We start from the raw sequence: 19,895 nt of genomic DNA, 5'->3' as shown, positions 1-19,895 counted from the left end.
AAGCGTGAGACGTCAACGATGTCCCGACGACACGACGTCAAGCATGTCCCGAGCCCTTACACGTCACACGTCGGCAACCCACCGGTGGCGGGTGGAGCCGTCGTGCTGGTACTCCGTCTCCAACTCTTGAAAGAACTCAGTGATGTACATGCTGGAGCGATACGGGAAGTACCGAACTTCGTCGACGTTCTGGGCATCGTCGCGTCCGAGGTTGCCCACGACGAGGTTTCCAAGAGCTTCGAGGTTGCGGCGACGGAACTTCACATGGGCATTGTTGCAAGCGACGCCGACGAATGCCCACACCTCGCGCGACCCTGCGGGCGATGCCCGATCAAGACCGAGGCGTTCGACTACCAGTTCGTCGGACCATCCGGGTAGCGTGTCGCAAGGGTCGGTTCCGAACTCGGCGGCCATGCCGTCGGCGGCAGGGAGATTGCACGCCCTGGTGGTTCTCGATCAATTTCCCACGGTGTATAGCGTGGACTTGCGGCGTTGAAGGTGTGCTGCAGGAGGATTTCCATCAGTGAGTTGAGTTGCCCGACTCCTTTGAGCCCGTGGCGTCGGTATGACTCATTCGCCTCGTAGACATCTGCGCGGCACATGTGCTGATCCGCCTCAAGCGTTCCGCGGTAGAGTGAGGGCATTCTCGAAGCCACTGACGAGCGCGAGTCAGATCTGTTGCCGGAGTGTCCTGTCTGCACGTAGCTCCTTCAAGGTGGGCGCCATTCAAGTGGCTCCTCGCCGAATCCCAGGTCAGGCAACAGGCTGTTTGATCGGATTGTGGACCACTGCTCGCGTACCAGGTTGCGCGCCGAGCTGAGATCGCCGTCGTTGGAATCCTCAGAGTAGAGCGATTCTGTCGCGAACTCGGCGGCCCCGCCGGTGTAGACCTCCCAAATCGCGACGGCTAGCGCGTGTGGAGTCACTGCTCTGAACGTGCGGCTCGTGCTAAGAATTCTCGCAATGGAGATCGTGAGATCTGGATTGGCAAGTTGAAGCCGCCGGCGGTGGTAATCGATAGGAGGCGGGCCGGTGAGCAGTTCCCGGGTCTGGTTCTCGATCTGATCCAGGGTGTCGGTCCAATCGCCGCTGCGCTTGATCTGGCGGATGAGTAGTGGTGGGTAGCGCGAGAATTCGTGAGGCAGTCCTAGCGCGAAAGCGATATGGCCCCAAGGTCTCGCGGTCCCAGACCGTGCAAGGAGCATGGAAAGGACGGCGCGATCCTTCGCAGTCGTGTAGTCGCGGAATCCCGTCCAGTGAACTTGAGGTATCGACGAGAGAGGAATGTGGTTGCCCGGGATCTCGTGGGCCGTCGGATAACGGGCACACCCACTAGCAACTCGAAACGTCAGTTGTGCCGTCGGCGATAGCTTTTCGGCGAGCGGGGTGATGGCGAGGTGGCCGATAACCGCATTCGTCCGACTACGGGGCAAATCTCGGCCGTCCCTGAGAAGCCAGGTTCCTGGAGTAAGGACGCTCTGCTCTACGGCGAGCGAATGAGCCGCATGAACGTCCTCCTCGCAGAGGATGGACTTTACCTTGAGGAGTTGCTCGAGGCACGCGGCGTCAGGGTCGCTTGCTGCTTGACAGCTCATAATGGGCTTGCCCAGCGTCAGAGCCGCGTCGAAGTATTCGCGTGTACTGAACCGCTGACCGCCAAAGCTGTTCGTCGAAGGCTCTGATGCACCGCGTGCGAGTTCGAGAATCCAAACCTGAGCTTCAACGATCTCGGGGGCAACCCTACGGAACTCGACGTCGCGCAAGTCGTGGCCGCAGTATGCGTGTCGAGTTCTTGGTGTTCGGGGGCGATTGTCGCGCTGCGGACAGGCCCAGTTGGGGTCGGTGCTATTGGGCCAACTCGTGCCCGCCCACGGCGTCTCGGCGCACCGAGGGCAGTTGGTAGGCATCAAGATCGCATGTTCGACACAGACGCGGTGTAGCGGCAGTGACCATGTCGAGTTCCAGTATCCTTGCTGAGCAAGGCATTCGGGACAGTAGGAAGGGTCGAGGGGCATCGATTCCGAAGACTTACCGTACCGTTCCCAGTGCGTGCGAAATGCGGAAACAGCCTCGGATATGAGTCCTGCCCGGAGGTATCGGGCTCGTTCGTCCGGTAGCCCCACCGTATCCACAATCAAATCACTGTGCTCAGCGATATGCGCAGAGACTCGTGTGGGGGACCAGGCACTCGTTGGAATCCCGAGTTCTCGGAGTAGCGCGCGTGCGGTGAGTCCGTAGCGGTGGCCGAAACGGCGCAGCCAACTCGGTGCGGTCTCATCGTCCCTGGGGGCGACGAGTATGGGAAGCCGCCGCGGGTTGTACCCGTCTGGTATCGCAATTGCGGAGGGTAGTTGCTCCGCGTCGGTTCTCTCACCTCTTGGGAGTGGTGAGCCGCTGAGCGGCATTGTCAACGACGACCTCCTCCAGGATGCTCGCAGTAATTTGCTCGGTGCCCGTCTTAATAGCCAGATAGGCGGCCCGATCGAGCAGGTTCGTCAGTGAACCGATGTGCCCTTGCGTTCGGCGGAAGAGTTCCTTGCCGAAATCGGATAGTGTCCCAGGCGTTTGCGCGGCGAGCATTAGGTGCAATTCGAGGGCGTTGAGAAGCGAGATCCAGGCGACGTTGCTGGCATCGGAGTCGGTGTTGAACGGCGCGACGCGTGCACGTGTGGCACGGCGGGCAGTCTGTGCGTACACGGCACCGTCATCGCCTCCCAGGCCCTCGTCGAAGAACTTCTTCTCTGTGAGGCGTACACCGACGTAAATGAACGTGACCGCCATTTCGTTGGCCAAGCCCTTCAGATGATTGCTTACTTCGCGACCGTGACGGTCTCGAAAGTCGATGAAGTGAAGGTCATCGATGACAATTATCTGAGTCTCGCAGCTCCGTACGCAGTCGACCGCGAGCGCACCCAAACCAGAAGTATTCGCACCAGCTACCCCCAGATGGCCATAGAAGGCGAGGATCTTTCTGTTCAGGCCCTTGAGGGTGATTCCAGCATCGAGCGGGATGAAGGCGACCGGAATACGCTGATCGCCTGCGGCGGTCTCGCTGCTGAGGCGGCGAATTGCAGTTCGATGGAACTGCCTTGCGTAGCGGATGGCGATGGTGGTCTTACCGAGACCTGGCGGGGCGTCGATCACGACCGATCCGCGGAGGCGGTCGCCATCGCGACGGTTGGACGCCATGACTTGATCGATGACAGCGAAGGCGTGCGTGAGTTGAGCTGTCTTGACAGTCGGGAGGTTGGCATTCCATACAAAGCGAGCTTCGTTGTAGTCTTCGCGCTCGTCGTCGCTGAGCGCTGCGATCTGTCCCTTCGTGAGGAGTTCCAGGCTCGCGCGCGGCGGCGAATGCACGAAGTCGTGCCAGCCCACTTTTGACGCCAGGTTGTAGCGATGCGGTTGATTGTTTCGAAGCCATAGTGCCCATGGGTTACTCATTCGTCGAATACCTCATAGCTCGAATCGTCTGCACCTTGGTACTTCTCAAACACATCGAGGTCATCGTCCAAATCCCAACCTGGAGGGCGACGTTCTGCTCTCCTCGCGAGAAGGTCGATAACTCCTGGCAGTGATGCAATCTCGTCGTCAGGTTGGCCATCGCCAGTATCGCTTGCCGTGGAACGGGTGCTGGCCAGGCGTCGTGCGAGGGCGCGGTCGCGCTTGGATTTGGTGTTGCCTTTGGACCACTCATCGAGGAGGTTGCGGACGGCGTCCTGTGGGTCGACATGCCGGTTTTCGCGGACGGCCAGAAGCTTGGTGTAGTCGGCGGCGTCCGAGGAGAAGGGCTGGTCGAGTCCACCTGCGTGCTCCCAGACCAGAGGCGACCATTTGCCAGATGAGGGGTCGCGGAAGTACACGCGTCGAACATCGCCGCTGTCTATGTGGATTGGCCATTTTCTAGCCTTCGGACCACCGAAGTTGGACTTGCTATTCCGGTAAGGGTTGAGCGCCGCGCCATCGTATCGGCGCCCATCCACTTCTATGCCATAGTGCTGGATCGTGCGCCACTCCACATTGAGAAACTCGTACGCAAGGTCCGGTGAGGACGGGATGGTGAGTCCACCGGCGCGAGCCAGGCCGATCTCGTACATTTCGAGCGGTGATAGCTCGAGGCCGGGCGTCTCAGGGAGACACAAGCCTTCGTGTTTCGACCGGTGGTACACCCGAGCTGTCCACTCGCGAATTATCGACTCAAGCTCGGCGACGTAGTAGAACGCTTGACTCTCAATGTCTTCACCGCGGTGATAGACGTCGGGTCCCTTGTAGCCCGGCAGTTGCTGAAGCAGGCCGAGCCGAATGGTCTTGAAGAAGCGTTCGACAGTTGGCTTGTCTGACGCCTTCTTTACGATCGCAGGCTGAATCGAGATTCCGAGTCGCGCACAGGCGGATCTGACATGGTGCGAGAGGTAGATCTTGCCATGGTCAACAACGATTGACTCGGGTAGGCAGCCTGGGATGCTCGGAGTGGCATCGTCTGCGGTCGGGTCGTCGCGTTCGATTGCGATCGAACTAGGCACGCCGTGAAACGGCCACGCTCCGTCGTCGACCGGTTCTTGGGGCGTGACCGACTGGTGTAACACATTGGCCACGTCGATTGCCTTGGTTGAAATCGGGGTCAGGCGCAGACCGACAATGCAGCGTGTATAGAGGTCTTGCGCCACAGTGAGTTCGACCGGCACCCAACGCAGCGTGATCGGCTCCATCGCGAACACGTCGAGGCGCGTTGTGTCGAGTACGAAGTACTCTCCGGGGCGCGTGGCGCGCAAACGGCCATACGGGGCCTCCGGCCGGTCGGCGGCGATTCGCCGTGCCTTTCCGCTGCCAAATGAATAGCGACCCTTGGAGAGCTCGTCCAGCCAGCGGTAGGCGGTCGCATTGGATGGGGTGGGCGCCAGATCGGCGCCACACCGCTCGGTCAGCAGATTGTTGGCCTGGTCGATTACTATGTTTCTGCTGGGTGTGGATTCGCGTGTGTACCGATTGAGTACGTCGAGGCACGCCTCCCGCCAGAGTGGGTCGATCGGCGAGCGCTGCTTCCTTGCTTCGACGAGGCCGGCTGGTCCTGACTCTTGATACGCCTTCACCCAGCGTTTGACGGTGCGGTCAGACATGTTGTGTGCGAGAGCGACCGTTTCGGAGCTGCGACCGATAGAGTCGCCGCTGTTGTGATGCATCTCCAGTACTGCTTCGACGACGGCGAGCCGTGCGTTGTAAGTCTCTTGCTGTTTCTTCGTAAGATTCGAAAGCAGTTGTCCGGACGTCTCGCAGGGCCTGCGAGGTGCGTCGAGCGGCTGAGAAGACCTCACGAGGTGTGGAGTGCTCACCGCTCGTGTGCCGCGATCCGATTCGACTATCGACCGACTGTCGCTGATCTCGACTATGCGGACCACGGATCCGTCGATCCACACCCGATCGCCAACAGCAAGTCGATAAGTGTTGCTCATACGGCCTCGGCTCGATGGATCAAGGTGTTGTCGCCGAATGGCCGGGTGAGATCGGCCGTGAAGGTGCCCGTCCACAGAAGCTCGAGGACGATGTGTCGAGGCCGTGCAATCCGCTCGGCTGCGAGTGTGGCTTCAGCGTGCGCGATTGAGAGCTCCTCTGGAAATCGTTCGAGCACCGTCTGGAACAGGGCCGCGCGCGACTCGCGGCGAGCCTGAGAAGCGAATCTGATGTTGTTGATCAACGCCGAGTCCTCGCCGGTCCAAACCTCATAATCGGCGGAGAGGCGCTTGGACACCACCTTGGTCCACGTGAACACGGCCTTGACCTCGTCTTTCTGCGCGATTCGTGGATTCTTGACGTCCACGACCAAATATGACCCATCAGCCCGCGTCAGTAGGAGATCGGGACAGTGGCGTCGGCCGGTACCTCTGTCGTCGCCGGTGATCCAGAAAGGTTGCGCCGTGATCCAAACGACTTCGGGATCGAAGTCGGCAAGCAAGATGCGGTCGCGTTCGAGAAGGCTTTCGTAAACCACGTGGTCGGCTGTTGTACGGGTCCAAAAAAGACCTGGATAGTGGCGTTGGCCGGCGTGGGACGGTGGCAGGCGCACTGGCTGGGCTCGGGCCATCGAGCTGATCGAGTGATCCCTGACCTGACTGATGGTCTCGTCACCGGCTTCGGTAACGAAGCGAATCTCGGTCGCACCGATCTGATCAGGCATTTTGCTATCGTGCCGCATGACAGCCCGATGAGAACGATGACACGCCTATGAAAAGCCGATGAGAAAATGACACGTTCGGTGAGAAGCTACAGCCCGTTCGCCCACGGCGGAAACCGCCCCGGGAACAAACTTCCTGCCAGCAGAGTTGAGTCCGTCAGACTGAACTTTGGAGGTTAGATGTCTGAGCAGACATATTCATTGCCGGTCCTGTTCGTTCCCGATCTCGTCGTCCTGCCCGGCATGGTCGTGCCGATCCCCCTCGACGACGCAGCCCAGGCGACTGTTGATGCGGCTCGGGCCAGCGAGCCCGGAAAACTGCTGGTCGCGCCGCGTCTGGACGACCGGTACCCGACCCACGGGGTGGTTGCGTCGATCGTGCAGGTCGGGCGCATCCCCGGCGGCGGCCAGGCGGCCGTCGTCAAGGGCGAAAAGCGGGCACACATCGGCACCGGCACCACCGGCCACGGCACCGCGCTGTGGGTCGAGGTGACCGAAATCGACGAGGCCGGGGCCACCGCCGAGACCAAGGCGCTCGGCGCCGAGTACAAGAAACTCGTCCTCGCGATGCTCCAGCGTCGTGAGGCGTGGCAGGTCATCGACGCGGTCAACAAGATGAGCGACCCGTCGGATCTCGCCGACACCTCTGGCTACTCGTCATGGCTGACCGACGTCCAGAAGCGTGAGCTCCTCGAGACCGACGACGTCGCCGCGCGACTGCAACTGCTGATCGACTGGACCAGCGAGCACATTGCCGAGACCGAGGTCTCCGACAAGATCGCCGACGACGTCCGCAACGGGATGGAGAAGCAGCAGAAGGAGTTCCTGCTCCGTCAGCAGCTCAACGCCATCCGCAAGGAACTCGGTGAGGACGAGCCCGACGGCGCCGACGACTATCGCGGTCGCGTCGAGGCCGCCGACCTGCCCGACAAGGTCCGTGAGGCTGCGCTGCGCGAGGTCGGAAAACTCGAGCGTTCCAGCGACCAGTCGCCCGAAAGCGGTTGGATCAGAACCTGGTTGGACACGGTGCTCGACCTGCCGTGGAACGTCACGACCACCGACTCCACCGACATCAAGGGTGCGCGCGAGATCCTCGACGCCGACCACCACGGTCTCGATGACGTCAAGGACCGCATCGTCGAATACCTCGCGGTGCGCGCGCGGCGGGCCGAGCGTGGCCTGCAGGTCGTCGGCGGCCGCGGCTCCGGTGCGGTGATGGTCCTCGCCGGCCCGCCCGGAGTGGGCAAGACGTCGCTCGGTGAGTCCGTTGCCCGAGCACTGGGCCGCAAGTTCGTGCGCGTCGCCCTCGGCGGTGTGCGTGACGAGGCCGAGATCCGCGGTCACCGGCGCACCTATGTCGGTGCGCTGCCCGGTCGGATCGTGCGTGCCATCGGCGAAGCGGGATCGATGAATCCCGTTGTGCTGCTGGACGAGATCGACAAGGTCGGATCCGATTTCCGTGGCGACCCCGCGGCGGCGCTGCTCGAGGTCCTCGACCCTGCGCAGAACCACACCTTCCGCGACCACTACCTCGACCTGGATCTCGACCTGTCCGACGTCGTGTTCCTCGCGACCGCCAACGTCATCGAGAACATCCCGTCAGCGCTGCTCGACCGCATGGAACTGGTCACGATCGACGGCTACACCGAGGACGACAAGGTGGCCATCGCCCGCGACTATCTGCTGCCCCGCCAGCGTGAGCGCGCGGCCCTGACCGCCGAGGAGATCACGGTCACCGACGACGCACTGCGCGAGATCGCCGCGAACTACACCCGTGAACCGGGTGTGCGGCAGTTCGAGCGGTTGCTGGCCAAGCTGATGCGCAAGGTGGCGACCAACATCGAGAACGGTAGTGCCGCAGTACCGGTCATCGTCGGCGAGCCAGAGCTCAAGGAACTGCTGGGCCGTCCGCGCTTCACCCCCGAATCGGAGGAGCGTACCGCGGTACCCGGCGTCGCGACCGGGCTCGCGGTCACCGGAATGGGCGGCGACGTGCTGTTCATCGAGGTGAGTCGCGTCGGTGGAACGGGCTCCGAGCCGGGTGAGGCGGGCGGTACCCGACTGCAATTGACCGGCCAGCTCGGCGACGTCATGAAGGAGTCGGCACAGATCGCACTGTCCTACGTGCGTTCGCACGCAACCGAACTCGGCGTCGACCCGAAGTCGCTCGAGGGCACCATCCATGTGCACGTGCCGGCGGGTGCGGTGCCCAAGGACGGCCCGAGCGCCGGCGTCACCATGGTCACCGCCCTGGTGTCGATGGCGACCGGTCGCAAGGTCCGCGCGGACGTCGGCATGACCGGGGAGGTCACGCTCAACGGACGGGTGCTGCCGATCGGGGGCGTCAAGCAGAAATTGCTTGCCGCGCAACGCAACGGCCTCAAGACGGTGTTCGTCCCGCAGCGCAATGAGCCCGACCTGGACGACGTTCCGGCCGAGGTCCTCGACGACCTGCAGGTGCACCCGATGGTCGACGTCGCCGAGATCGTCAAGCAGGCTCTCGAGCCTGCCGCCGACGAGGTGAGTGCCGCGGCCTGATCTGCCGACGGTTCACGACAAGACCGAACCCGGGGAGGTATGCCTTCCCGGGCTCGGTGGTGACGTAGGCCTGGTTCGGCGATGACGAACGGCGAAATGACCGGTGGACCGGAGTAACCACGAGGGCGTTCGCTCAGCGGAAGATGTCGTTGACGATGTCGTCGCCGATGCCGAATCCGGCGCCCATGGCGATCGATCGCCCGAAACCGCTGCCGAGGAATCGTTGCAGCATCCCGCCGCCCTGTGGGGCTCCGTAGGCGGGCTGCGCATACTGGGCAGGCTGCTGATACTGGGGTTGCTGGTACTGCGGCTGCTGGTACTGCGGTTGCGGGGCTGCCGGCGCCACCTGCTGCATGTGCGAATCGATCATCGCGTGCATCGACTGGAGTAGGTTGGTCATCTGCCCCTCCTCGTCGCGGATCGCGAGCGCGACCTCGTTGAGGTCCAGCGCCCACTCGCGGGCGTCGGAATTGCCGGATGCGGCTGCCGCCTGGAGCTTTTGGGCCAGCGCCGACAGCGCCGTCGCCGTCTGCTGTCCTTGCTGCTGCAGTTGCTGATAGGCCTGGTCGACCTGGTTCTCGTCCATGTGCACTCCTCATGACACCGGTGACGCAACAACGCCACAGTACTCATCGGTGTGCAGTTGCGCCCCCATCGGACGAATTTGCCGGAATTCCGAAGTTTGTTCCGCCGCAAGCAAAGTCGCCGGCAGTGAAGCCGGCGGCGCGTCCGGGGTCGTCGGTACTCCACAGCGTCGTCGACAGCTCGCGGCGCACCAGTGGGATCACCTCTTCGGCGAATTGGGTGAGCACCTCACGCTGACGCTCGTACGGCAACACCGGATTGATCGAAATCGACTGCAGATCATGATGATACGAACGGTGATAGTCGATGATCTTCTCCGCGACCCGTTGCGACGACCCGACCAGCGCGGGCCCGCGTTCGACGGCGTCGGTGATGGTGGCGAACATGTTGACCTTGCCGATCCGGGTCTCGCCCGCGAACTTCTCGCGATTACGGGCGGCGATGCCCTCGTAGACCGGTCGATACTCGGCGATCGCGTCGTCGGTGGTGGCGGCCAGGAACAGACCGCCCGATCCGGACCCCACATATGCCCGGGCCGGATCGTGTCCGTACTCGGCATACTTCTCCCGATACCGATCGATGAGCACCTGATAGTTCTCGCGCGGTTGCAGGGCGTTGGCGGTGACGATCGGGTCGCCGTATCGGGCGGCGAGGTCGACGGCGACGGTGGAGGTCGCCGACCCGTGCCAGATCCGGAACGGCCCGGAAAACGGCCGCGGCACGGTGCTCACCCCGTCGAGCGGTGCATGATGCTGGCCCCGCCAGGTGACATTCTCCTCGCGCAGGAGCCGCCGGAGCAGTGCGTAGTTCTCGCTGAGGTAGTCGTACTGATGCTCGAGCCGACGGCCGAACATCGGGAAGTGCTTGTCCTCGTTGCCCTTGCCGATCACGATCTCCAGGCGTCCACCGGAGAGCTGGTCGATGGTGGCGTAGTCCTCGGCGACGCGCACCGGGTCGAGCAGACTGAGCACGGTCACCCCGGTCGACAGCAGAATCCGGTCGGTGGCCGCGGCGAGCGCACCGAGCAGCACCGTCGGCGACGACGACAAGAACTCCCCGGCATGACGCTCACCGACCGCATACGAGTCGATCCCGAGCTGCTCGGCGAGTACCGCGTTCTCGACGACGCGCGCCAGGCGCGTGTGCGAGGAGAGGAGTTCACCGGTGACCGGATGGGGTGTGTGCGGAACGATGTCGAGAACTTGAAAGCGCACGTCGCCACGCTAACAGCGGGGTACCGGGCGTCCGGAAGCCTTGCGATCACCCTGAATCCAGCGGTCCGCATCTGCGCCGAACTCGAGGACTACGGTGAAAGACGAAGTCTCGTATATGTGTCAGCAAAGGAGCTCTCCATGTCCGACCTGCCCAAGATCACCGACCAAGAGATGCGGACGATCATCCAGTACTCGCAGCCGTATTCGGTGGTGGTTCTGCGCCCGGGACCGAAGTTCGGCACCCCCGAGGCCAAGGACCTGATCTGGGAACACAGTCGACGCAACTTCTCCCTGCGCGCCAAGGGCGATCTCGCCGTCATCCTCGGTGTCACCGAGGACGACTCCGACATCCGCGGCTTCGGGATCTTCGACAAGGACGTCGAGACGACCGCGAAGATCATGAACGACGACCCGGGTGTGCAGGCCGGCGTCTTCGAGTTCGACGTCCACCCGGTCCGCGGATTCCCGGGCGACGCGTTGGCGCCCAAGCCGGACTGACGGTGGCATCAAGGGCGCGGCGAACTCGTTGCGCGCCGATATCATCGACTGTGTGACCGCTGACGTCCGTCGACCCACCCGCAGACGCGGGACGTTGTTCACCTATGCGGAGCTCGCGGAATCCCTGGCCGCCGGCGAGTACGACTGGCATCTGGCGGTCCGACTACTCCGTGAACTGGTTCTCCGGACGCAGCGGTTGACCGACGTCGTCGACATCGATGAGGTCCATCGGCGTCCGCCACCCACCGGCACGCGCGGATGGGACGCCATACTGGGCGGGGTCGCGCACATCACCGGGCGCGATCGTGTCAGCGATCCGGAGATCTTGGCATGGTGCTTTGAACCGGACCGGTTCTGCACGGATGCGATGTTCGACCCGTTTGGCGTGCCGCCCAAGTATTTCTGGACTGACTACCTCCGGACCCCGGTGGAGCTGCAGACGCGCAACGTGGTGTTGCCGGTCGGCAATCTCGAGGGAGTCTGAGCGTGGCGCGAACGTAGACGGCGTCCGAGATCCGGGAGCTGTTGCGTGCTCTCGACTCGGAGTTGCAGGCGAGAGGAAAGGCCGGCGTTCTCTTCATCGTCGGCGGGGCGGCAATGGCCTTGGCGTACAACGCCGATCGGGCGACTGAGGATGTGGACGGAACATTCGAGCCGCGCGACGTCGTGCTTCAAGCGGCCGCATCGGTCGCTGCGCGCGAGGGTGATCTCGACCCCAATTGGCTCAGCGACGGAGTCGCCCAGCTCATGCCTCCGCTACCCGATGACCATCCCCGAAGCGAGCAGATCGGTCCGGCGCTGGTCATCAGTATCGCGTCACCGGAGTACGTCCTCGCAATGAAGGCGATGGTGACGCGCAAGTCGCAGGGGGACATCGATGACGCAGTGGCGCTGTGCCATCTCCTGTCGATCCGCACACAAGAGGCGCTGGAAGCGGTCGTGTCCCGGTACTTTCCCGGTCGGCGGCTCGGCGCCCAGGAACTCTTCTTCGAGCGGATCATCGAGTCCCTCTGAGCAGTGGCGGTGAGGCGTCGCGCAGCAGCACCACTCATGTCCGGGCGCGGGCCGCCAACCAGGCAGCCGTGCGTCGCGCGGCATGTTGGAGAGCCGGTGAGGGTCGACCCGAGATCCTCGGCGCGGCGACGACCACCACGGCCAGTAGTCGCCTCCCGCCGAATACCGGTACCCCGGCCACCCGCAGCGCCGACTGCACCGAACCATCGCTGAGGGCATATCCGCAAGCGCGAATTTCATCGATCTCGCGGCCGAAGGCGACGGCTTCGCCGGGTGAGGCGTGCTCGGCGAGCAGTGCTGCGCGCTCGTCCGCCGGTAGGAACGCCAGCATGGCCCGACCACCCGCCGTGGCGAGCAACGGTCGAGGCACGTGATCGCGCACCACGGCGCCGATCTCCGCGGGAACCTCACCCACCCCATGCAGGTACACCAGGTCGGATCCCACCAACACCGCAAGCGCCACCGGGGCCTCGATGACGGCGTTCAATTCGGTGAGTTCGTCCGGTGTCAGCGGCGGCTGATCGGCGTGGCCGGCAATGAGCCGCAGCGTGCGTAGGCGCTGGCCGAGTCGATAGCGCGCGCCGACGCGGGTCAGGTAACCGCATGCCCGAAGGTCGTCGACGAGGTCGTGGGTCGAGGAGGCCGGCGCTTCGATTTCGCGCGCGATATCGCTCAGCGACAAGGGTTTTCCGGCGCGGGCGACACACTCGAGGATGTGGTCCGCGCGCGGAATGGCGCGATGTCGGCGCATGCCCACCACCTTACGTATATACGAAAGCCTGGTCGGTGCGCTGTCGGCGATGGCCACAGTAGGGACATGGCCCCGACACCTTTGTCCCCGGACTCGTTCACCTCGGTACCCGCGACGGTCTTCGACCTCACCGCCCTGCTCGGTACCGACACCGGGGAATGCGTGATCACCGGAGAAGCGCCGACCACCTCGTCGCCACATCGGATCGCGGAGGCGTCGGCCGCAGGAATCGGAGCCCTCGGGGTCCAACTCGCCGCACTTGCGGGCGGCCGATGCGTCACCGTCGACCTCGCCACGGCGCTCGATCAACTCCGGGCGGCCTTTCTCACCACCCTCAACGGCCGGCATGTCCACACCGTCGTCGAGGACCCCTCGGCTTTGGGTAACAACGACTTCTACCGTACGAGTGACGGCCGGGGGATCTTTCTGATCACCACCTATCCTCATCAACGCGACGCGGTGTGTGTGGTCCTGAACTGTCCGCCGGTCAAATCGAAGATCGCGGCCGCGGCCGCCGAATGGGGTGCGGTCGATCTCGAGGACGCCGTGTACGCCGCCGGGGGCGTGGCGGCCGCGGTGCGCACGGCCGACGAATGGGCCGAGCACCCCGTGGGCCGGGAGAGCGCCACGCATCCGGTGATCCGACTCGAGCGCATCGGTGACGCCCCGCCCCGGCCCCTTCCCCACACGTCGGTGTGGCCGCCGCTCCACGGGATACGGGTGGTCGACATGACCCACGTGATCGCCGGGCCGGTGTCGACAAAGCTGCTCGCGACCTTCGGTGCCGATGTGTGTCACGTCAGCCGCCCCGACCTTCCCGATCCCCTGGCGATGGTCGCCCTCACCGGTGGGGGCAAGCGCAACGCGTACTGCGATGTGCGACAGCCGGATCAAGCGGCGGCGTTGCACACGCTGATCGACGCCGGCGACGTCTTCGTCAACTCCTATCTGGGACTGGATAACCGGGGCCTCGCGGCCGACGATCTCGCGCTCGAACATCCGGGCGCCGTCGTCGTCGACTACCACTGCTGGGGATCTGGGTCGGCCTGGCGCGACCGCGGCGGCTTCGATCAGCTCGCCTGCTCGGCAACGGGTTTTGCTCTCGAGGAGGGTGAAGGGGTGCCGGCCCTGCCGCCGACGCAACTGCTCAACGACTATCTCGCCGCCTATTTGGGGGCCGCCGGGGCCGTGGCGGCATTGCGCCGACGGGCCACCGAGGGCGGGACATGGCGCGTGCGAGTCGAATTGGCGCGGGTGTGCACCTGGGTTCGCTCATTGGGGATCGTCGACGCCCGTCCGGGGCGACCGATCGGGCCGCCGGTCGCGTCCGCCGAGGGCTGCGATGGTCCGCTCGGGCGCCTCGTCGAACCCTCGGTGCCGATGGTCTTCGAGGGTCTGTCGACCCCGGCACACCGCGCGCCGACACTCCTGGGGACTGCGCCCTTGCGGTGGTGACCGTTGTGACGTGCCGGCCGGCTCACTCGGGATCGTCCTCCTCACGCCCGAGCATCCCGACCGCGACCCAACTCAACGCCACCACCACGCCGCCGACGACGGCATACGGCGTGTTCGTGTCGATGACCGCGAAGCCGATACCGTAGAGCATCGTGATGGCCAGGGCCACGAAGGACAGGACACGACGATTCATGATCTCGACTCCTCGAACTCGGCGGCCACCGCTTTGGTGGACCCCACACAGCGCGACCCCCGAGGGGATTATCGGCCCAATCGCGCCTGGTCGTGAGCGGATCTCACGATCGAAGCGTGAGAATTGCGGCCACGCGGGCCAAACCTGAGCGAACTCCGCTCAACTTTTTTGGTCGAATCGGGAACATCTGCGCCACCCCACCCGTTGGACCCATCGAGAAACCTGAGCGATGCTGGCTCAACTTGAGTTGACCTGGACCGGCTCAACCCGGTAGGACATGAGTCGGAGGCACTGAAGTCTGCCCCCGGAGCACAGGTTTGCCACAACCACACTCTCGTGGTGGGCGCCAAGCCTGCCGCGGGGGAGCAGGACTTGGGTGCACACCCAGAAACCAGGAGGAATAGCAAAGATGTCTCGTGCTGTCGGAATCGACCTCGGCACCACCAACTCCGTGGTGTCGGTACTCGAAGGCGGCGAACCGACCGTCATCGCCAACGCCGAAGGCTCCCGCACCACTCCGTCCGTTGTCGCGTTCGCGCGCAACGGCGAGGTGCTCGTCGGGCAGCCCGCCAAGAACCAGGCGGTCACCAACGTCGACCGCACCATCCGCTCGGTCAAGCGCCACATGGGCGAGACCGACTGGAACGTCGCGATCGACGACAAGAAGTACACCCCGCAGGAGATCAGTGCCCGCACGCTGATGAAGCTCAAGCGCGACGCGGAGTCCTACCTCGGTGAGGACGTCACCGATGCGGTCATCACCGTGCCCGCCTACTTCAACGACTCCCAGCGGCAGGCCACCAAGGAAGCCGGCCAGATCGCCGGCCTCAACGTGCTGCGCATCGTCAACGAGCCGACCGCCGCGGCCCTGGCCTACGGCCTGGACAAGGGCGAGAAAGAACAGACCATCCTGGTCTTCGACCTCGGTGGCGGCACCTTCGACGTCTCGCTGCTCGAGATCGGCGACGGAGTGGTCGAGGTCCGCGCGACCTCCGGCGACAACAATCTCGGCGGTGACGACTGGGATCAGCGCATCGTCGACTGGCTCGTCGAGAAGTTCAAGAGCTCCTCGGGTATCGACCTGACCAAGGACAAGATGGCCATGCAGCGTCTGCGTGAGGCTGCCGAGAAGGCCAAGATCGAACTGTCGGCATCGCAGTCGACCTCGATCAACCTGCCCTACATCACAGTCGACGCCGACAAGAACCCGTTGTTCCTCGACGAGCAGCTGTCGCGCAGCGAGTTCCAGAAGATCACCTCGGATCTGCTCGAGCGCACCCGCGCTCCGTTCCAGGCGGTCATCAAGGACGCCGGCATCTCCGTCGGCGACATCGATCACGTTGTGCTCGTTGGTGGTTCGACCCGTATGCCCGCCGTCACCGACCTGGTGAAGGAGTTGACCGGCGGCAAGGAGCCCAACAAGGGCGTGAACCCCGACGAGGTCGTCGCGGTCGGTGCTGCCCTGCAGGCCGGTGTGCTGCGTGGCGAGGTCAAGGACGTCCTGCTGCTCGACGTGACCCCGCTGAGCCTGGGCATCGAGACCAAGGGCGGCGTGATGCACAAGCTGATCGAGCGCAACACCACCATCCCGACCAAGCGGTCGGAGACCTACACCACCGCCGAGGACAACCAGCCGTCGGTGCAGATCCAGGTGTATCAGGGTGAGCGCGAGATCGCCTCGCACAACAAGCTGCTCGGCTCCTTCGAGCTCGGTGGCATCGCTCCTGCGCCGCAGGGTGTTCCGCAGATCGAGGTGACCTTCGACATCGACGCCAACGGCATCGTGCACGTCACCGCGAAGGACAAGGGCACCGGCAAGGAGAACTCCATCCGCATCCAGGAGGGCTCGGGCCTGAGCAAGGACGAGATCGACCGGATGATCAAGGACGCCGAGGCCCACGCCGAAGAGGACCGCAAGCGTCGCGAGGAGGCCGAGACCCGCAACCAGGCCGAGTCGTTGGTGAACCACACCGAGAAGTTCCTCAAGGACAACGAGGACAAGGTGCCCGCCGACGTCAAGGACAAGGTCAACGCTGCGATCGCCGAGGCCAACGAGGCGCTCAAGGGCAACGACATCGCCTCCATCAAGAGCGCGATCGAGAAGCTCTCGACCGAATCGCAGGAGATGGGCCAGGCCATCTACGCGGCATCGGCCGCCGAGGGTCAGGCCGCTGACGCCGCCGACGGTGGCAGCGCGACCGCAGGCGACAACGACGTCGTCGACGCCGAGGTCGTGGACGAGCCCGAGGAGAAGAAGTGACCGCTCCGGGCGCCGGGAGCGGAGCGAGCGGGCCCAATGTCGCTCCGGGCGCCGGGAGCGGAGCTGGTTCCGAGGAGCCGGTGACGGTGACCGATCGTCGTCGCATCGACCCGGAAACGGGTGAGGTGCGCGAGGATTCGGCCGCCGGGCCGGGCCCCGCAGAGGCCGAGCCCGCCGCGGCGATCCCCGATCCCGAGCCGAGCACCCCGCACTCCGACGAGGTCGCCGACCTCACGGCGGCACTGCAGCGCGAACGCGCACAGTTCGCCAACTACAAGCGGCGTACCGAGGAGGAGAAGCAGGGCCGGGTGGCCTACGGCAAGCAGGTTCTCATCGAGAAGCTGCTGCCGGTCCTCGACGACCTCGAACGTGCCCGCGAGCACGGCGACCTCGAGTCCGGTCCGCTGCGTGCGGTCGCCGACAAGCTGGCCGCAACACTGACCGGTGAGGGTGTCGTCAAGTTCGGTGAACCCGGCGACGTCTTCGACCCGGAACTGCACGAAGCCGTCCAGAACGACGGCAGCGGTTCCGAGCCGGTCCTCGGCGCGGTCTATCGCAGCGGTTACCGCCTGGGCGAGAAGGTGATCCGCACCGCGATGGTCACCGTCACCGACCCGGCGCCGGCAGCGCAGGAGAGCGGCCCGCAGGACGCTCCGACCGGTGCACAATAATCACCTGCACAACCATCCGGCGATGCGCGGACGCCCACGCGGCTTCGCGCATCGCCGGATATCGGAACATACTTCATCCAGACATGTTCATTGAGAAGGAGGTGACGTCTGGTGGCTCCGCAACGAGAATGGCTCGAGCGTGACTTCTACAAGGACCTGGGCGTTGCTTCTGATGCTTCGTCTGAAGAGATCAAGAAGGCTTACCGCAAGCTCGCCCGTGAGCTGCATCCGGACGCCAATCCGGGTGACACGCAAGCCGAAGAACGCTTCAAGCGGGTGTCCGAAGCCCACAGCGTGCTCGCCGACCCGGACAAGCGCAAAGAGTACGACGAGACGCGAGCGATGTTCGCCGGCGGACGATTCCGCGGCGGCGGCAACGGTTTTCCCGGCGGCTTCCCCGGCGCCGGCGGCGGCACCCGCTACTCGACCGAGACCGGTGCCGATTTCAACATCGGCGACCTGTTCGGTGGTGGCGGTGCGGGCGAGGGTGCCGGCGGTTTCGGCGACCTCTTCGAGGGCTTGTTCAACCGCGGCGGTTCGGGCGGCACGCGCACCTCGACCGCGACCCGGCCGCGTCGCGGCAACGACCTCGAGACCGAGACCACGTTGTCGTTCAAGGACGCGGCGTTGGGTACGACCGTCCCACTCCGGGTGACCAGCCCGGCGCCGTGCACCACCTGTCACGGCAGCGGCGCCAAGCCGGGCACCAGCCCGCGAGTGTGCCCGAACTGCAACGGATCCGGTTTTGTCAGCCGTAACCAGGGGGCGTTCGGATTCAGTGAGCCGTGCCAGGACTGCCAGGGCACCGGCTCCCGCATCGACGACCCCTGCAGCGACTGCGACGGCAGCGGCGTCAAGGTGCGCTCGCGCACCATCAACGTCCGCATCCCCTCCGGCGTCGAGGACGGTCAGCGCATCCGGCTGGCCGGACAAGGCGAAGCCGGACGCCGGGGCGCACCGTCGGGCGACCTGTATGTCGTGGTCCACGTGACCCCCGACAAGGTGTTCACCCGTAGCGGTCACGACCTGCGCGTCCAACTGCCGGTGAGCATCTCCGAACTGGTGCTCGGCTCGACGGTCTCGGTGCCGACGCTCGACGGATCGGTCGGGGTGAAGATCCCGCCGAACACCAGCGACGGCCGTACCCTTCGGGTCCGTGGCCGCGGCGTGCCCAAGCGCGCCGGCGGTGCCGGAGACCTGCTCGTCACCGTCAAGGTCGAGGTGCCCCGCAAACTCGACGACGCCGCGGTGGAGGCCATGCGTGCCTACGCCGAGGCCGAGAAGTCCAGCGGTTTCGATCCTCGGGCGGGTTGGGGGCGATGAGCCATGGCAGAACGCAAGAATCGTGGGCGGCCCGGCGCTGAGGGCGCCGGGCCGGCCGGCGGTTTCGAGGGTTTCGAGGGCGAGGTGAGCGCGACCGCCACCTTCATGATCTCGGTGGCCGCCGAGCTCGCCGGAATGCACGCGCAGACCTTGCGCACCTACGACCGGCTCGGGCTGGTGACCCCGCAACGCACCAGCGGCGGCGGGCGACGCTACTCCTCGCACGACGTCGAGGTGCTGCGCGAGATCCAGCGGCTCTCCCAGGAGGAGGGCGTGAATCTCGCGGGCATCAAACGCATCATCGAGCTCACCAACCAGGTCGACGCGCTCCAACAGCGGGTGCACGAGCTCCAACGCGAGGTCGACGCACACCGCGCCCGCCGCGGCGGTGAACTGGTCCCCGTCCCGCGGACCAATGCGCTCGTCGTCTGGCAGCCCCGGCGCCGACGCACCGAAGAGTGACCCCTGCAGTGTGACCCCTCCTGCAGTGTGACCCCCTGCAGTGTGACCGTCCGAGTAACGATTCACTGATCCCCGACGACAGCGATCGGTAAGCGGCCTGTGGGCCGCGCACCGATCGCGCGTTAGTCTGTGGCGGCGTGTCATCCGAGGTCGGTGACCTGACAAGGGAGGCGAATGGTGAGCGAGTCACCCGAGATCTCCATCGCCGAACCTGCAGTGCTCGGGGTCTCGGTGGTGGGCGACGAGATCGCGACCGTCGTCCGCGACGCCACCGGCGAGATCGTCGCCAGCAATCACGTGGAGCTCGCCGACGAGTCTCCGAATGCGGCGCTCGACGCGCTGCGTGAACTCGTCGACTCCGCTCCCTTCACGATCGACCACATCGTCCTGACCTGCGCCCGCCCCGACGTACGAGCACACCTCGAGTTCTCGATGAACGCACCCGGCGCACCCGAGTGGGCATCGGCGGTGAGCCTCGTCGACCTCCCGCACGCCCTGGCCCAGGTTGCGCACCGCGACGCCACCGGCGATGTCGCCGCAGTCGTCCTCGACCGGTCCGGCGCCCTCGCCTCCGGCGCCTCGATCGCCCTCGTCAACGCCGAGCACTCGTCGGTACACGCCTCCGCCGCCGTCGCCGCGCCCCAGTCGGTGCCGCTGACCGATCCGCAGGGTGCCGACGGCCTCGTGGCGCATCTGAACTCGCTGACGCGCGGAGCGGGTGCGACTCGCGTGGTCGCGGCCGGTTCCGGAGCGCAAATGCCC

18 protein-coding genes and 2 pseudogenes are annotated in these 19,895 nt (G+C 64.9%); 10 read left to right on the top strand and 10 right to left on the bottom strand.

Features of this window, described 5'->3' with window-relative positions; all coding sequences use genetic code 11:
* Window positions 1-63 precede the first annotated feature (63 nt).
* The 6 genes and pseudogenes from B1964_RS31155 to B1964_RS20600 form a co-directional block, all read right to left on the bottom strand.
* Window positions 64-414: a hypothetical protein gene (locus tag B1964_RS31155; protein WP_010844931.1), complete on the bottom strand. Its 351-nt coding sequence runs from the start codon at window positions 412-414 to the stop codon at window positions 64-66.
* A 296-nt stretch (window positions 415-710) separates the two neighbouring features.
* Window positions 711-1,763 carry a hypothetical protein gene (locus tag B1964_RS31150; RefSeq protein ID WP_020169780.1) on the bottom strand — a complete coding sequence of 351 codons (1,053 nt, stop codon included), beginning with the start codon at window positions 1,761-1,763 and terminating at the stop codon, window positions 711-713.
* Window positions 1,764-1,922: 159 nt separating this feature from the next.
* Window positions 1,923-2,405, bottom strand: a pseudogene (locus tag B1964_RS31585) (TniQ family protein); the annotation flags it as partial.
* Entirely contained in the window at window positions 2,371-3,444 is a 1,074-nt protein-coding gene (locus tag B1964_RS20610; protein ID WP_006369929.1) for an ATP-binding protein, read from the bottom strand. The pseudogene B1964_RS31585 and the gene B1964_RS20610, both read right to left, overlap by 35 nt.
* Window positions 3,441-5,450, bottom strand: a complete 2,010-nt coding sequence (locus B1964_RS20605; protein WP_079931101.1) for a helix-turn-helix domain-containing protein — start codon at window positions 5,448-5,450, stop codon at window positions 3,441-3,443. The genes B1964_RS20610 and B1964_RS20605 overlap by 4 nt, the downstream gene beginning before the upstream one ends.
* The gene (locus B1964_RS20600) at window positions 5,447-6,172 is read right to left on the bottom strand and encodes a TnsA-like heteromeric transposase endonuclease subunit (protein WP_006369927.1); all 726 of its coding nucleotides are present in this window, start codon (window positions 6,170-6,172) and stop codon (window positions 5,447-5,449) included. The genes B1964_RS20605 and B1964_RS20600 overlap by 4 nt, the downstream gene beginning before the upstream one ends.
* A 177-nt stretch (window positions 6,173-6,349) precedes the next feature.
* Here B1964_RS20600 and lon point away from each other — a divergent pair, with 177 nt between their 5' ends.
* The gene (lon, locus tag B1964_RS20595) at window positions 6,350-8,707 is read left to right on the top strand and encodes an endopeptidase La (RefSeq protein ID WP_079931100.1); all 2,358 of its coding nucleotides are present in this window, start codon (window positions 6,350-6,352) and stop codon (window positions 8,705-8,707) included.
* A 133-nt stretch (window positions 8,708-8,840) separates the two neighbouring features.
* Here lon and B1964_RS20590 read toward each other — a convergent pair whose 3' ends face one another.
* On the bottom strand, window positions 8,841-9,293 hold the full coding sequence (locus B1964_RS20590; RefSeq protein ID WP_079931099.1) for a hypothetical protein: 453 nt from the start codon (window positions 9,291-9,293) through the stop codon (window positions 8,841-8,843).
* A 43-nt stretch (window positions 9,294-9,336) separates the two neighbouring features.
* Entirely contained in the window at window positions 9,337-10,506 is a 1,170-nt protein-coding gene (locus B1964_RS20585; RefSeq protein ID WP_079931098.1) for an LLM class flavin-dependent oxidoreductase, read from the bottom strand.
* A gap of 138 nt (window positions 10,507-10,644) precedes the next feature.
* Here B1964_RS20585 and B1964_RS20580 point away from each other — a divergent pair, with 138 nt between their 5' ends.
* The 3 genes from B1964_RS20580 to B1964_RS20570 are packed head-to-tail and all read left to right on the top strand — an operon-like array spanning window position 10,645 to window position 12,018.
* Entirely contained in the window at window positions 10,645-11,004 is a 360-nt protein-coding gene (locus tag B1964_RS20580) for a hypothetical protein (protein WP_079931097.1), read from the top strand.
* A gap of 52 nt (window positions 11,005-11,056) precedes the next feature.
* Entirely contained in the window at window positions 11,057-11,488 is a 432-nt protein-coding gene (locus B1964_RS20575; protein ID WP_240524021.1) for a hypothetical protein, read from the top strand.
* Window positions 11,489-11,529: 41 nt separating this feature from the next.
* Window positions 11,530-12,018: a hypothetical protein gene (locus B1964_RS20570; protein WP_253194102.1), complete on the top strand. Its 489-nt coding sequence runs from the start codon at window positions 11,530-11,532 to the stop codon at window positions 12,016-12,018.
* Window positions 12,019-12,052: 34 nt separating this feature from the next.
* Here B1964_RS20570 and B1964_RS20565 read toward each other — a convergent pair whose 3' ends face one another.
* Entirely contained in the window at window positions 12,053-12,769 is a 717-nt protein-coding gene (locus tag B1964_RS20565) for a helix-turn-helix domain-containing protein (RefSeq protein WP_079931094.1), read from the bottom strand.
* Window positions 12,770-12,835: 66 nt separating this feature from the next.
* On the opposite strand from B1964_RS20565, the gene B1964_RS20560 reads away from it, so the two are divergent.
* The gene (locus B1964_RS20560) at window positions 12,836-14,224 is read left to right on the top strand and encodes a CoA transferase (RefSeq protein WP_079931093.1); all 1,389 of its coding nucleotides are present in this window, start codon (window positions 12,836-12,838) and stop codon (window positions 14,222-14,224) included.
* Between the two features lie 22 nt (window positions 14,225-14,246).
* Here the strand turns inward: B1964_RS20560 and B1964_RS30500 are convergent, their stop codons facing one another.
* Entirely contained in the window at window positions 14,247-14,417 is a 171-nt protein-coding gene (locus B1964_RS30500) for a hypothetical protein (protein WP_006369918.1), read from the bottom strand.
* Window positions 14,418-14,826: 409 nt separating this feature from the next.
* Between B1964_RS30500 and dnaK the strand changes: the two genes are divergently transcribed.
* The 5 genes and pseudogenes from dnaK to B1964_RS20535 form a co-directional block, all read left to right on the top strand.
* On the top strand, window positions 14,827-16,677 hold the full coding sequence (gene dnaK, locus B1964_RS20555) for a molecular chaperone DnaK (RefSeq protein WP_006369917.1): 1,851 nt from the start codon (window positions 14,827-14,829) through the stop codon (window positions 16,675-16,677).
* Window positions 16,678-16,757: 80 nt separating this feature from the next.
* Window positions 16,758-17,348, top strand: a complete 591-nt coding sequence (gene grpE / locus B1964_RS20550) for a nucleotide exchange factor GrpE (protein ID WP_079931103.1) — start codon at window positions 16,758-16,760, stop codon at window positions 17,346-17,348.
* A gap of 111 nt (window positions 17,349-17,459) precedes the next feature.
* Window positions 17,460-18,671 carry a molecular chaperone DnaJ gene (gene dnaJ, locus B1964_RS20545; protein ID WP_020169789.1) on the top strand — a complete coding sequence of 404 codons (1,212 nt, stop codon included), beginning with the start codon at window positions 17,460-17,462 and terminating at the stop codon, window positions 18,669-18,671.
* Between the two features lie 105 nt (window positions 18,672-18,776).
* Window positions 18,777-19,133, top strand: coding sequence for a helix-turn-helix transcriptional regulator (locus tag B1964_RS20540; RefSeq protein WP_170320197.1), 357 nt, complete (start codon window positions 18,777-18,779; stop codon window positions 19,131-19,133).
* A 174-nt stretch (window positions 19,134-19,307) separates the two neighbouring features.
* Window positions 19,308-19,895: pseudogene (locus B1964_RS20535) on the top strand (hypothetical protein); the annotation flags it as partial.

The organism is Gordonia sp. i37 (assembly GCF_002043085.1).
In the GTDB taxonomy this organism is placed as follows: Bacteria; Actinomycetota; Actinomycetes; order Mycobacteriales; family Mycobacteriaceae; genus Gordonia; species Gordonia polyisoprenivorans.
This window is presented reverse-complemented; position numbering and strand designations above follow the sequence as displayed.

What these genes read in the sequence shown, in the direction of transcription:
- B1964_RS20600 (WP_006369927.1), bottom strand. Translation starts at nt 6,172, where the DNA reads ATGCCTGATCAGATCGGTGCGACCGAGATTCGCTTCGTTACCGAAGCC.
- B1964_RS20580 (WP_079931097.1), top strand. Translation starts at nt 10,645, where the DNA reads ATGTCCGACCTGCCCAAGATCACCGACCAAGAGATGCGGACGATCATC.
- B1964_RS20605 (WP_079931101.1), bottom strand. Translation starts at nt 5,450, where the DNA reads ATGAGCAACACTTATCGACTTGCTGTTGGCGATCGGGTGTGGATCGAC.
- lon (WP_079931100.1), top strand. Translation starts at nt 6,350, where the DNA reads ATGTCTGAGCAGACATATTCATTGCCGGTCCTGTTCGTTCCCGATCTC.
- B1964_RS20590 (WP_079931099.1), bottom strand. Translation starts at nt 9,293, where the DNA reads ATGGACGAGAACCAGGTCGACCAGGCCTATCAGCAACTGCAGCAGCAA.
- B1964_RS20565 (WP_079931094.1), bottom strand. Translation starts at nt 12,769, where the DNA reads ATGCGCCGACATCGCGCCATTCCGCGCGCGGACCACATCCTCGAGTGT.
- B1964_RS30500 (WP_006369918.1), bottom strand. Translation starts at nt 14,417, where the DNA reads ATGAATCGTCGTGTCCTGTCCTTCGTGGCCCTGGCCATCACGATGCTC.
- dnaK (WP_006369917.1), top strand. Translation starts at nt 14,827, where the DNA reads ATGTCTCGTGCTGTCGGAATCGACCTCGGCACCACCAACTCCGTGGTG.
- B1964_RS20560 (WP_079931093.1), top strand. Translation starts at nt 12,836, where the DNA reads ATGGCCCCGACACCTTTGTCCCCGGACTCGTTCACCTCGGTACCCGCG.
- B1964_RS31155 (WP_010844931.1), bottom strand. Translation starts at nt 414, where the DNA reads ATGGCCGCCGAGTTCGGAACCGACCCTTGCGACACGCTACCCGGATGG.
- B1964_RS20540 (WP_170320197.1), top strand. Translation starts at nt 18,777, where the DNA reads ATGATCTCGGTGGCCGCCGAGCTCGCCGGAATGCACGCGCAGACCTTG.
- B1964_RS20610 (WP_006369929.1), bottom strand. Translation starts at nt 3,444, where the DNA reads ATGAGTAACCCATGGGCACTATGGCTTCGAAACAATCAACCGCATCGC.